Origin of the sequence: Hyphomonas sp., from assembly GCF_016125515.1 — a bacterium.
Classification (GTDB): domain Bacteria; phylum Pseudomonadota; class Alphaproteobacteria; order Caulobacterales; family Hyphomonadaceae; genus Hyphomonas.
This window is the reverse complement of sequence record NZ_WGLO01000001.1, coordinates 17,160-29,895: the sequence shown is the minus strand read 5'-3', so window position 1 is coordinate 29,895 and position 12,736 is coordinate 17,160. Positions and strand designations below refer to the sequence as shown.

The following is a 12,736-nucleotide window of genomic DNA, read 5'->3' as shown; positions in this document are numbered from 1 at the left end:
GCACAAGTCTGGGTTGCCGGCGTGTATCGGGATGACAAGAGTATCCAGGAGGTGTTGGGGATGGGGGTGAGGGCCTGCGCCGCCTGCCGCTCATTCAGGTGGGGTGAGGATTGTGGGGCCGCCTTCGTCAGTGGGCGGAGACGGGTCGGGTTGCGGGTCGGACGGGGCGGATTCCGGTTCCGGCAGGGATTCGGGCGTGGTTTCGGGCGCCGCTTCGGCTGGATCGGCGGCGGGCTCGGTGTTGAAGGTTTCGTCGGCTGAATTCAGGATCTCGTTCAACGCGTCATTGGCGTTCTCGTCCGGCGCCGTGGCGTCGGCCGGCGCGATCAGTGCTTCTTCGCCGGTTTCAGGCGCATCAGGCAGGTCTTCCAGGACCGGCGGCGGACGCGGGGTCTCGCCCGGTTCCGGCTTCGGCAGGTTCGAGCGGAAATCGTCGCCGAGCACGCAGGCGGCAAAACCTTCATTGGCGACGATGCGCATGCGCGACTGGATGGAGCCGGTGCGCTTGCGCACATAGGGGCCGGGCTTGTCGGCGCTCCATTTGTTCGGGGACGGAAGGACGGCTGCGAGGCGGGCCGCTTCGAGCGGCGTTAGGTCGGCGGCGGACTTGCCGAACCGGGCCTGCGCGGCGGCCTCCGCACCGAAGAGGCCATCGCCCCATTCGGCCACGTTGAGATAGACTTCCATGATGCGCCGCTTGCCCCAGACGGCCTCGATCACATAGGTCATCCAGGCTTCGCCGGCCTTGCGGGCCATGCCGCCGCCATTCCAGAAGAAGACGTTCTTGGCCGTCTGCTGACTGATGGTGGAGCCGCCGCGGCGCTTCTTGCCTTCATGCTTCCGGTTGAATTCGCGGGCCTTCTCGATGGCGTCCCAATCGATGCCGTCATGTTCGCAGAACTTCGCGTCTTCGGCGCTGATGACGGCGAGAACGAGATGGGGCGAAATTCTGTCCAGGGAGACCCAGTCCTGCTGGACATGCTGACCCTCCCCCGACCGCTGGATCATCAGGAGCGTGCCGGGAGCGGGCACGACCTTGAGCGCGAGGGCGTAGACGTGGAACAGTGCGAAGACACCGACGCCGACCTGCACCGCGCCCACCGCCAGGCGCCGCCAGAGCGGCACGGTGCGCGTCGGTGAGGGCGCAGGCTCCGCAGGCAGCGGCGGCGGTTGCGGTGTCTCGTACGTCATTCCCCGGACCTTCGATTCGAGCGCCCAGACCTAACATAACCGCCCGGGTGGCGGCGCGCCTTTTCTTCAGCAAGGCCGCGCACTATGCGACGGAAATGTGACTGCAACTTCCCGTTTCGAAGCCTTGAGACAGGGGCGCGGCCTATTGTAGGAGAGCCGGGTCTGCCCGGAATGGAGCCCCTCCCATGAAACGTTTGCGTCTTGCGGCTGCCCTTGTGGGCGCGGTGTCCCTGCTGGCCCTTGGCGCGTGCGGCGCGGCGGGCGGGACCGGCGCCCAACCGGTCAAACTGGAACAACCGCCGACCGGCCAATTACCAGGAGGCGTGACGCCGACTGTGTACCGCGTGAACCTGAAGACCGACCCCAAGGCGGACACGTTCTCCGGCGCGGTCGAGATCGACGTGGCGCTGGACAAGCCGCATGCTCGCATCTGGCTGCATTCGGTGGACCAGGACATGCTCAAGGTGTTCGCCCGCCTGCCCGATGGCAGCGAAGTGCCCGCAACGTTCACCGGCAACCTGGCCGAAGGCGGGGTGAGCGCGCTTGATTTTGCAACACCGCTGCCAGCGGGCAATGCGACGCTCGTGTTCGATTATACGGCGCCCTACAATCTCTCGCTCGCGGGGCTGTACAAGGTGACGCAGAACGGCGCCGACTATCTCGTGACGCAGATGGAAGACATCGATGCGCGCCGGATGGTGCCGAGCTTTGACGAGCCGCGCTTCAAGACGCCGTGGGTGATCACCGTGACCGCGCCGGAAGGCGACAAGGTGGTGGCGAACGCGATGGAGCGCGAGGCGCGTCCGCTGGGCGACGGGTTCGTGGAGCATGAATTCCTGCCAACGCGGCCGATTCAGTCTTATCTGATCGCGCTTGCAATCGGTCCGTATGAAGAGGTTTCCGGCGAGCCCGTGCCGATCTCGCCGGGCCGGCCGGCGCCGATCCTGCTGCGCGCGTTCACCGCGAAGGGCAAGATCGGCCAGACGGCGGATGTGCTGGCGATCACCGATGACATGCTGCTGTTCCAGGAGAATTATTTCGGGCAGCCGTATCCCTATGGGAAGCTCGACCTGATTGCGGCGCCGGACTATGCCTATGGCGCGATGGAGAATGCCGGCGCGATCGTCTACCGCGAGGCGGCGTTGCTGGTGAACGAGGACACGCCCCTTTCGCGGCGGCGCAGCATCTACTCGACGCATGCGCATGAACTGGCGCACCAGTGGTTCGGCAATCTTGTGACGCCGGCCTGGTGGAACGACATCTGGCTGAACGAGGCGTTCGCGACCTGGATGGCGAACAAGACGATGAACGCCATCGATCCGGGCGGGGAATGGAATCTCAATCCGATTGCCGGCGGCCTCGGCGCGATGGGCGGCGATGAGCTGAAATCGGTGCGCACGGTGCGCAACCCTGTGCTCACCAATGGCGACATCAATGACGCCTTCGACGGGATCACCTACCAGAAGGGCGGCAGCCTCCTGAACATGTTCGAGTCCTATATTGGTGAGGACAAGTTCCGCGAAGGCATCCGCGTGTACATGCGCCGCTTCTCCGACAAGGTGGCGGATGCGGATGATTTCATGGCGGCGCTGGCCGAAGGCGCCGGCGATACGGCGATCACGCAGAGCTTCAGCACCTTCATCGAGCAGCCGGGCATTCCGATGCTGGACGTGACTGTATCGTGTACGGACAAGGGCGCGGAGATCAGCGTGGGCCAGAGCCGGTATGCGCCGCTTGGTTCGGAGATCGACCGCGAAGCCTCGATCTGGCAGGTGCCGTTCTCCGCGCGTGTGGACACCGGCAATGAGAGCCATGTGGTCCGCCAGATGCTGACGGCGAAGCATGAGACGGTGGCGCTGGCGGCCTGCCCGGACTTCGTGATGCCGAATGCGGGCGGTACGGGCTATTGGCGCTATGCACTGGATGAAGCCTCGGCGGCGAAGCTGGCGGCAAATTTCGGAAAACTGTCCGCAGGCGAACAGATGGTGTTTGTCGACTCGCTATTGTCCGGATTCGGTGCAGGCTCGGTGAGCGCGGATACGCTGCTGGACGGGTTGGAAGCCTCGGCCACAGGCGCGGCGCTGGCGGCGGGTCTGCCGTTCGACACGTTAAAGGGGTATCATGCCCGCCTCGATGCGGCCGGCAGGAAGAACCTGTCCGCCTGGATCGAGAAGACCTATGCGCCGCTGGAAGCGAAGCTGAAGGCGATGCCCGCGTCGAAGGTGACCGACCGAGAGAAACTGCTGCAAACGAGCCTGGCAAGCCTGCTGATCCAGTATGGTGAGCGCCCGGCGGCGCGGGTGCGGCTGATCGCGGGCGCCAAAGCGATGATCGGTGTGGGCCAGACGGTCGATCCGTCCGCCCTGCCCGCGCAGGACGTCAGCACCGCCTTCGGCCTTGGCGCGCAGGCAGAAGGCTGGGCCTTCATCGAGCCGGCGCTGGACTATGCCTTCAACTCCTCGAACCAGACCGAGCGGGCGGACATCTTCCGCGCGCTGGTCGCGAAGGCGGACCCGCGGCTGGCGGGCGAGCTGGTCGGCGGCGCGGTGAACCTGCCCTATACGGCGTCGGAGATGTCCACACTGCTGGGCGGCGCGTTCAGCAATACCGGCGCGGTGGATGCGGTGTGGGCTGCATTCAAGGACACGTTCGACGAGCTGGTTGTGAAGCTGCCGGAGGTGCGCAAGCAGCAGGTGGCGGGATATGCCGGTGCGCAGTGTACGGAAGAAGGTGCAGCCGATGCGAAGTCCTTCTTCGAGAGCAAGGCGGAGATGATCCCCGGCTATGAGCGCCGGTTGGCGCAGGGGCTCGAGCGTGCACGCCTGTGTGCGGCGCAGGCGAAGACGCAATGGCCCGCGCTGGCCGAGGCCCTGGCGAAACGCTGATCAGAGGTATTGCCGGCAGGCGCCCTTGAGCTTTGTCAGGCGGTCCGAGAAGGCCCGGGCGAGCGCCGGCGTCTCGAACGGGATGGTGTGATCGGTGACACGTTCCGGTGTGTCGTCCAGCGCGCCCTGTTCAATACAGGCGGAGCCGTCGCGGCAGGTAAGACGCAGCTCGGCTGTGCCCTCTGCGGTCTCTTCCACCTGGCCTTCATCGACAGCCCAGATCGACATGCGCCAGAGGCCCCAGGCGGCATTGCGGCCGTGGGAATGGTTGAGCGTATCGCAGGTGCCGATCAGGCGGTGATAGGCGTAGGGGCCCTCGCCCGTGCCCCATTCATCGAAGCTCGGGAATGTCTGCGGCTCGGCCGCAAAGGAGTCCGGCTTCGGCGCGGCGGCGACCGTGCAGGCCGCCGTCAGGGCGAGCGCGAGGCTGGCGATGGTCCGGTGGCGCATGAAACCGTTTCCTTGCTGCGAAGGCTGAACTATCCGCCTGCGCCCTGAATGCGTGATGAATGTCTCAGCGGCCCATGAACTGGCGCACCGCGTCAGTCGACAGGGCGAACTTGGCGAAGGACCAGGACCGGTCTTTGCCGAGCGCGGACAGGGTGGCCAGCAATTGCCGCCGCCCTTCCCCGCGCCCGCCGAGCCAGGCTTCAGCGCCGCCGAGTTTCAAGGCCTCTTCGGTCGCGCCCGCCTGCAGGCGGACAAGTTCGGAAATCAGGCGGCGGCCGGCCACGCGGTCCCAATAGGGCGCATTGACGAGACCTTCGCGGGCCGAGGCGCGCATCCGGTCGAGCCGCAGGGCGTCGCCAATGGCGTAGAAGGTGGCGGCTGTCTCCGGAACGGTCCGGCCGGACGTGCGGGCCACATCGACGACTGTGAGACCTTGCGAAAAATAGCTCATCGCCGCCGACCAGCGGGCGAGGCTGTCCGGCGCGCCCTGCTTGATGAAGACGCGCGCATCGCGCTCGATGCGCGAGGCGGGGAACGCCGTCTGGACCGAAGCGAGCGAGGCCTTCAGCTCGTTGAGCGGGCCATGGGTCTGCTCAACAGCCTTGCCGACCGGTTGACCCGGCAGGGTGCGGATGAACCAGGCGGCCGCTTCGCTGGCCGCATGGATCGCCTCCAGCTGCAGATCGGTCTGCAGGTCGGCATGCACCTTGTTGTCGAGCGCAAAGATCTGCTTACGGAAGGTGGCGATGTCGAGCACCTCACGCGCCGCTTCCAGCGCACGCACGGCCTCGGCCGGCGCGGCGCTGGTGAGCTCGCGCAGGCGCAACAGGGCGACAGGGCCCATGAAGTCCAGCGTGCGGTTGGCAACGACCGTGGCGATGATTTCGCGGCGCAGACGGTGGCCGTCCATCGCCTTTGAATAGCCGTCGATCGGCGGCGGGAAATAGGCCTTGAGCACCGGACCGAACCAGGGATCGTCCGGCAGATCGGACGCGACAAGATCGTCGAACAGCACGATCTTTGACCAGGCCAACAGCACGGCCAGTTCAGGCCGCGTGAGCGGCTGGCCGGCTTCCTTGCGGGTCTGCATCTCCGTCGTCGTCGGCAAGCCTTCGAGCTTGCGATTCAGGACGCCGCGCTCTTCAAGATAGACCATCAGCCGCTCGAGCGCCTCATGATCGTCCGTGACGGTGGCCGAGGCGAGCGTCAGGGCGTTCGACTGGTCATAGTTGTGGGCGAGCACATGATCAGCGACATCGTCGGTCATCTGCGCCAGCAGCGCATTGCGGTCCGCTTCCTTTAGATTGCCGAGGCGGATCGCTTCGGCGGCGAGGATCTTGATGTTGACTTCGTGGTCGGACGAATCGACGCCGGCCGAGTTGTCGATGGCATCCGTGTTGAGGCGCCCGCCGGCCAGGGCAAACTCAATGCGCGCGGCCTGCGTCATGCCGAGATTGGCGCCTTCGCCGATGACCTTCGCCTTGAGATCGCGACCGTTGATGCGCACGGCGTCGTTGGCCCGGTCACCGACATCGAGATTCGATTCGCGCACGGACTTCACATAGGTGCCGATGCCGCCGAACCAGAGCAGGTCGGTTTCCGACTTGAGCAGCGCGTGGATCAGCTCGTCCGGGGTGACGGCATCCGCTGACAGGCCGGTGAGCGATTTGATCTCGGCCGTGAGCGGGATCGACTTGGCCGCGCGCGGGAAGACGCCGCCGCCTTTGGAGATCAGCTTCGTGTCATAGTCCGCCCATGTGGAGCGCGGCAGATCGAACATGCGTTGACGCTCGGCCAGGCACTTTGCGGCATCGGCCGGGTTTGGATCGAGGAAGATGTGCATGTGGTTGAACGCCGCGACGAGACGGATCTCCGGCGAGAGGAGCATGCCATTGCCGAACACGTCGCCCGACATGTCGCCCACGCCGATGACGGTGAAAGGCTCGGTCTGGATGTCCTTGCCCATTTCGCGGAAGTGGCGCTTGACCGCTTCCCAGGCGCCGCGGGCAGTGATGCCCATCTTCTTGTGATCGTAGCCGGCCGAGCCACCCGAGGCGAAGGCATCGCCGAGCCAATGTCCTTTCTCGACGCTGATCGCGTTGGCCGTGTCGGAGAAGGTGGCCGTGCCCTTGTCGGCCGCGACCACGAGGTAAGGATCCTCGTCGTCCCAGACGACGGTGTCCTTCGGGGCGACGACCTTGCCCTTCACGAGATTATCGGTGAGGCCAAGCAGCGCGGTGATGAATTCCTTGTAGGCGTCGCGGCCAGTTTCAAACCAGGTCGGATCCGTACGCGGAGGAAGCTGTTTCGGATAGAAGCCGCCCTTCGAGCCGACCGGCACGATGACGGCGTTCTTGACCTGCTGGGCCTTGACGAGACCGAGGACTTCGGTCCGGTAGTCGGACGGGCGGTCCGACCAGCGCAGGCCGCCGCGTGCGACGGGGCCGAAACGCAGGTGGACGCCTTCGACGCGCGGGCTGTTGGTGAAGATCTCGCGGTAGGGCTTGGGTTCCGGCAGGTCGGCGAGTTCGCGGCTGGCGACCTTGAAGCTGATCCAGGGGAGCGGCGCTTCGTCTTCATCCTGCTGATAGAAGTTGGTGCGCTGGATAGCGCCGGTCAGGTGGAACAGGCGGCGCAGGACGATGTCGTCGGCAAGGCTGACGACCTCCTTCATCTCCTCCTCGAATTTAGCTTCGATCTTTTTCGCGGCGTTCGTGCGCTGGTCCAGCGTCTTGAACGCCTTCGGATCAAACCGGGTGGCAAACAGGTCGAGGATCAGGCGCGTGGCTCCGGGATAGCGCGCGACGGCGGCCTCCTGGATGTCCTGCGGCTGGTCGAGCCCGCTCTGGCGGCGATAGGCGGCAAGCGCGCGGATGAGCGCGGCTTCGCGCCAAGTTGCGCCGGCGGAGAGGACGAGCCGGTTAAAGCCGTCATTCTCTGCCTTGCCGCTCCAGACCGCGATGAAGGCCTCCTCGAAGAGGTGGGCGAGCTTGTCGAGATCGACCACCGATCCGTCGGCGGACTGCATGGCGACCGAGTGGACCCAGTAGACATCCGGCGCATCGGCGACCGGCTTGCTGACCGGGCGAACCGGATAGCCGGTCTCGAAATGCACGAAGAGGCCGATATTCTCGAACACCGGTACGCAGCGCGACAGGGCGATGGCGCCGTCGCGGGCAAAGATCTTGACGCGAAGCTTGACCGGATCGTCGGTCTCCAGACGGTAGGCGCGAGCGACCATCGGGCGGCCGGCGCTGAGCGCGGCCATGCTGATCACATCCTTGAGCGCCTCTTCGGGCGGGAATGCTTCACGGTAGGCCGCATTGAAGGCGCCGATGAAGGTGCGGGCCCCTTCCCGGTCGCCGCCTTTCAGGTCAGAGGCCATCAGGAGATCGCGGAAGCCCTGGTCCCAGGTGCGGGCGAGTTCGGCGATCTTGCGCTCGATCTCATCCGGGTCCGGTTCGGGATGGCCCGGCGAGAGGCCGATCTCGAAATGCACGCGCGCCATCGGGCCGGCATCGAAATAGGGCTGGAAGGAGCGCAGCGTGCCGCGATAGGCATCGGTGAGCACCTGTCCCATGCGCTGGCGCAGTGACGTGTCGTAGGATTCGCGCGGCACGAAGACGAGGGCGGTGACGAACCGGTCGAACTCGTCACGGCGCAGGAAGACTTTCGTCCGTGGGCGGCCGATCAGGTGGAGCGCGCCCATGATCATCGGGCCGAGCAGGGTCGAGCGGGTTTGGAAGAGTTCGTCGCGTGGCCAGGTCTCGATCAGGTTGGCGAGCGCCTTTTCGGTATGTCCGCCGGGCGCGGCGCCCGAGGCGGCCATCACCTTCTGCACACGCCGGCGCATGAACGGGATGGAGCGCGCGGTTTCGTCATAGGCTTCGGCCGTGAACAAGCCGAGGAAGCGGACTTCGCCAATGACGCGGCCTTCGCCATCATATTTCTTGACGCCGATATAGTCGCACGGGACGCGGCGGTGGACCCGGCTCGGCAGGGTCGATTTGGCGATGATCAGCGGCGCGGGCTGGGCGATGAAATCGCCGATGGCCTGGGTGAGCACGAGCGGCTCGCTGTCGCGCGAGAGAACATTGAGATGTTCGTCACGCAGGATGCCGAGGTTCGAACCCTCGATCATCAGCGGCTCGACCGGCAGGACACGGCCTTCCTTGTCGGTATCGAACTCGTATTCGCGGCTGCCGAGGAAGACGTAATGTTCCTTGAGCAGCCATTCGAGGAAGGCGACGGCTTCGTCGCGCTCGGCCGGATTGATATGCTGGACCGCAGCCAGGCGCTTCATCTCGACGCGCATGCGCGCCTGCATTGCGGCGTGATCAGAAACGGCTCGGCTGACATCGGCCAGCGTTGCGATGGCGCCCGCTTCGAGGACGCGCTCTTCGCCCGGGGTCAGCGGCGCGGTGTGGATCTGGATCACCGAGACGCGGCGGCCATCGGCCAGCGTGACCACGGGGTGGAACAGCGTCTTGACCTCGAAGCCCTGCGCGGCGCACTCGCCAAGCAGCGAATCAACGAGGAAGGGCATGTCCGGACCGGTCGCTTCGAGGATGCTGCGGCCGATACGGCCCTTTGAACCCTCCGCATGCGGAATGACGCGCACGGCTTGCTCGCCGGCAGGCACTTTCGAAGCCCAATCCCAGAGTCGCGCCGCGAGACTGTGAAGGTCGTCCTGGGAAAGGCCGGTCAGGTCTTCGCCCGCCGCCTCCTGCAGAATCTGTTCAAGCACCTGGGCTTCGGGCCCGGTGACAGCGGCGGATCGGGTCATGGCAAGGACTCACGCAAGGGAAATCTGATCTCTCCGTCCTACTCTCCGACCGTTACCGCTTCAAGAAACTTGGATGTGAAGACGGCAGGCAGGAATAGAAACGCAGGCTGACGTTTGCGTTCACGTAAAGCTGGAGTGTACCGGCACCGGAAATAAGCGGGCCCGCCGAACGGGGACATGTCCGGCGGGCCCTTCAGAAACTTCCGCAGGCTGGGTGGGGGGACGCACGCGGAAGCCTGAATTCACTATTTCGTCGATCTACATCCGAATTCAAGCCGGAAGCAGTCTCTAAATCGTTAACGATTCTACATGAGGCGGTCGCCCAAACCGCGTCCTCTGGTTCGCGCTCATAGCCCAAATGAGGGCCTTTGGCCAACTTTTCATTCAGTCGCACCCTCGGCGTCCGGCACGAACTTCCCGCTTGGGTTGCCATCTGCAGACAGGAGGATGGCCATCCAGCGTGTTTCGTTCGACTGGGCGAGAACAATCATCATTAGTACTGTCAAAGGTGCGGACAGGAACATTCCGGGAATACCCCAGAGAAGGCCCCAGATCGCCAGCGCCAACAGCACGACCAGTGCCGATAGATTGAGCGAATCGCCCATCATTCGGGGCTGAATGAAATTCCCAATCGAAAATTGCCAGAAACTGGCAGTTCCGAAGACGATGGCGGCATAAATATACGAGTTATCCGGCACAATTCCGGGAACCCAACCCGGCACGGAGGGCTGGACGAGTGCAAACAGCGGCGGCACGACGGCTGCGGCAATTGAACCAACCGTTGGTATGTAATTCAGAACAAAGATCAAGGCCGACAGGAACAGGGCATTTTGCACGCCGAGCAGAAGCAGTGACACATAACTCAGCGCGGTGATCATGACCGAGATCAGCGTCTGGACCCAGAGATAGCGTTCGATGCCGATGCGCGCGTCGTTGCCGATGGCGCGCACCTGGGCACGCCGCTCCTGGCTGGGAAAGATGTTGTCGAGCTTGGTCGACCAGCCCGCCTGGGCCGAGAAGAGGAAGGCGACATAGATCAGGATCAGTGTCAGGTCACCCGACAGGCCGCTGACCGAATTGGCGATGGTGGCGAAGAATTGCTGGCCGCGTTCATTGAAGACCAGTTGGGTCAACGTCGGCGAGTCGTGCATGCCGACGACGCCATAGGCATCCGAGATCAACGCATTGATCCGGGTCTCGTAGTCGCCCGCGTCGCGGCCGAACTCCGCCACACCATTCGCCATCAGCGCAATGAAGCCAATGAAGCCGCCCGTGATGATCAGGATGGCGATCACCCGCGCCTGGCGCTGGTTCAGCCTCGTGGTCGCATTGTCGACGGCCGTGGCGAAACCTTCGATGATCAGGAACAGAAAGACCGCCATCGCGAATGTCGAGAGGATTTCACGGCCCGCATAGAGGAACGCAAGGATCACACCGGTGGCGATGATCCAGGTTCCGATCTTGGCTGAACGATCCATGCACGTCTCCTGTTGGGCAGGGCATAGGGTGGAAGGGCCCGATGGCGGCGTCAAGCGCACCTGACGGGTGATGCGGCTTGCCGAATCCGGCCAAACCTCTAGCCTGCAGCGCTGGAATTCAGAATGAAGGGCCAAGAATGAGCGATACGATTTTCCTGGGCGGCGCCGACGCCAATGGCACCGGCCATCCCGATGCCGCCCAGAACCTGATCTTGAAAGTCGCCAACCGGCACGGCCTCGTCGCCGGCGCCACCGGCACCGGCAAGACGGTGACGCTGCAGATCATGGCGCAGGCGTTTTCGGATGCCGGCGTGCCGGTTTTTGCAGCCGACGTGAAGGGCGACCTGTCGGGCATCTGCATGCCGGGCACGGAAACGCACAAGGCCCACACCAACCTGGTCAAGCGTGCGGAATCGATCGGGATGGGCGAGCTGAAATACGAAGGCGCGCCGACGATCTTCTGGGACGTCTTCGGGGAAAGCGGCCATCCGATCCGTGCCACGATCAGCGAGATGGGCCCCTTGTTGCTGTCGCGCCTGATGGGCCTGACCGATGTGCAGGAAGGCGTGCTGAACATTGCCTTCCAGTATGCCGACGACAATGGCCTGCTGCTGCTGGACCTGAAGGACCTGCGCAAGCTGCTGGTGAGCCTGGGCGACGATACGGTGCGCACCGAGGTGAGCCGCAAGTATGGCAACGTGGCCCCGGCCTCGCTGTCGGCCGTGCAGCGCGAACTGCTGGTGCTGGAGCGCGGCGGCGCGGAGCGTTTCTTCGGCGAGCCTGCACTTGAGCTGGCCGACTTCATGCGCACGACCCGTGACGGGCGCGGCTATGTGAACATTCTCGACGCGCGCAAGCTGATCAATTCGCCGAAGCTCTACTCGACCTTCCTATTGTGGCTGCTGTCCGAACTGTTCGAGGAGCTGCCGGAGATCGGCGACCCTGACAAACCGCGGCTGGTGTTTTTCTTTGATGAGGCCCACCTGCTGTTCTCGGACGCGCCCCCTGCCCTGATGCAGAAAGTGGAACAGGTGGTGCGCCTGATCCGTTCGAAGGGCGTTGGCGTCTATTTCGTGACGCAGAACCCACGAGACCTGCCGGAGAGCGTGCTGGCGCAGCTGGGCAACCGGATGCAACACGCGCTGCGCGCCTATACGCCGACCGAGCAGAAGGCGGTGAAATCCGCCGCCGCCTCGTTCCGCCCGAACCCGGCCTTCAAGACGGAAGAGGCGATCACCACACTGGGCGTCGGCGAAGCATTGGTCTCGACGCTGGAGGCCAAAGGCGCGCCGGCAATGGTGCAGAAGACGCTGATCCGGCCGCCTTCATCACGGCTGGGCCCGGCGACGGACGCTGATCGGGCGGACATCCAGAAGACCAGCCCCGTGCTGGGCAAATATGAAAAGACCGTCGACCGGGAGTCTGCTTACGAGATCCTGTCCAAGCGCGAAGAGGCGGCCGCCAAGGAGGCCGAGAAACTGGCCAAGCTGGAAGCCAAGGAAAAGGAAGCTGCCGCCAAGGCGAAGGCCAAGGGCAAGACGACCACACGGTCGCGCCGGATGACGACGACCGAGCGGGCCGTGAACAATGCGGCGAGCACGGCGAGCCGCGAAGTGGTTCGCTATATCCTGCGCGGCATCTTTGGAACCCGGAAGCGGTGAAACAGATGCGCAGCCTGATGATTGTTTTCGCCGTTGCCCTGTCCGCCTGCGCCACCGGCCCCAAGGAGGGCGCGTGGACCAGCAGCGAGGACGCCCAACCCTTCGAGACCGCCGTCGCGGCTTGCAGCCAGTCGAGCTATAATGTCGAGACGAATTTCGTGATCTGCATGGCGGGGCGCGGCTGGACGAAGCAGGCGCGTTAGCCTCACCCCTCCCGTAGCGTCAGCAGTGGCGGAAACGCCCTGCCGGCCCTATAGTAAGTGTCTGAGCCCACATCAGACATGC

Annotated in this window: 7 protein-coding genes; 3 read left to right on the top strand and 4 right to left on the bottom strand. The window is 64.5% G+C overall.

Going from position 1 to position 12,736, the window contains the following annotated elements; all coding sequences use genetic code 11:
- Nucleotides 1-90 precede the first annotated feature (90 nt).
- A complete protein-coding gene (mtgA, locus tag GC148_RS00120) occupies nt 91-1,191 on the bottom strand; it encodes a monofunctional biosynthetic peptidoglycan transglycosylase (protein ID WP_291067935.1) in 1,101 nt (366 codons plus the stop codon).
- Between the two features lie 185 nt (nt 1,192-1,376).
- Between mtgA and GC148_RS00115 the strand changes: the two genes are divergently transcribed.
- Nucleotides 1,377-4,076, top strand: a complete 2,700-nt coding sequence (locus tag GC148_RS00115; RefSeq protein ID WP_291067933.1) for a M1 family metallopeptidase — start codon at nt 1,377-1,379, stop codon at nt 4,074-4,076.
- Here the strand turns inward: GC148_RS00115 and GC148_RS00110 are convergent, their stop codons facing one another.
- The 3 genes from GC148_RS00110 to GC148_RS00100 form a co-directional block, all read right to left on the bottom strand.
- Complete coding sequence (locus tag GC148_RS00110; protein WP_291067932.1) at nt 4,077-4,526, bottom strand: hypothetical protein; 450 nt, start codon at nt 4,524-4,526, stop codon at nt 4,077-4,079.
- 64 nt (nt 4,527-4,590) lie between these two features.
- Nucleotides 4,591-9,312, bottom strand: coding sequence for an NAD-glutamate dehydrogenase (locus GC148_RS00105; RefSeq protein ID WP_291067930.1), 4,722 nt, complete (start codon nt 9,310-9,312; stop codon nt 4,591-4,593).
- Nucleotides 9,313-9,692: 380 nt separating this feature from the next.
- The gene (locus tag GC148_RS00100) at nt 9,693-10,790 is read right to left on the bottom strand and encodes an AI-2E family transporter (RefSeq protein ID WP_291067928.1); all 1,098 of its coding nucleotides are present in this window, start codon (nt 10,788-10,790) and stop codon (nt 9,693-9,695) included.
- A 137-nt stretch (nt 10,791-10,927) separates the two neighbouring features.
- Here GC148_RS00100 and GC148_RS00095 point away from each other — a divergent pair, with 137 nt between their 5' ends.
- Together GC148_RS00095 and GC148_RS00090 are read left to right on the top strand one after the other, a co-directional pair.
- On the top strand, nt 10,928-12,451 hold the full coding sequence (locus GC148_RS00095; RefSeq protein ID WP_291067926.1) for a helicase HerA-like domain-containing protein: 1,524 nt from the start codon (nt 10,928-10,930) through the stop codon (nt 12,449-12,451).
- A 17-nt stretch (nt 12,452-12,468) separates the two neighbouring features.
- Complete coding sequence (locus GC148_RS00090) at nt 12,469-12,654, top strand: hypothetical protein (protein ID WP_291067924.1); 186 nt, start codon at nt 12,469-12,471, stop codon at nt 12,652-12,654.
- The last annotated feature ends 82 nt before the right edge of the window (nt 12,655-12,736 follow it).

What these genes read in the sequence shown, in the direction of transcription:
- GC148_RS00095 (WP_291067926.1), top strand. Translation starts at nt 10,928, where the DNA reads ATGAGCGATACGATTTTCCTGGGCGGCGCCGACGCCAATGGCACCGGC.
- GC148_RS00110 (WP_291067932.1), bottom strand. Translation starts at nt 4,526, where the DNA reads ATGCGCCACCGGACCATCGCCAGCCTCGCGCTCGCCCTGACGGCGGCC.
- GC148_RS00105 (WP_291067930.1), bottom strand. Translation starts at nt 9,312, where the DNA reads ATGACCCGATCCGCCGCTGTCACCGGGCCCGAAGCCCAGGTGCTTGAA.
- mtgA (WP_291067935.1), bottom strand. Translation starts at nt 1,191, where the DNA reads ATGACGTACGAGACACCGCAACCGCCGCCGCTGCCTGCGGAGCCTGCG.
- GC148_RS00100 (WP_291067928.1), bottom strand. Translation starts at nt 10,790, where the DNA reads ATGGATCGTTCAGCCAAGATCGGAACCTGGATCATCGCCACCGGTGTG.
- GC148_RS00090 (WP_291067924.1), top strand. Translation starts at nt 12,469, where the DNA reads ATGATTGTTTTCGCCGTTGCCCTGTCCGCCTGCGCCACCGGCCCCAAG.
- GC148_RS00115 (WP_291067933.1), top strand. Translation starts at nt 1,377, where the DNA reads ATGAAACGTTTGCGTCTTGCGGCTGCCCTTGTGGGCGCGGTGTCCCTG.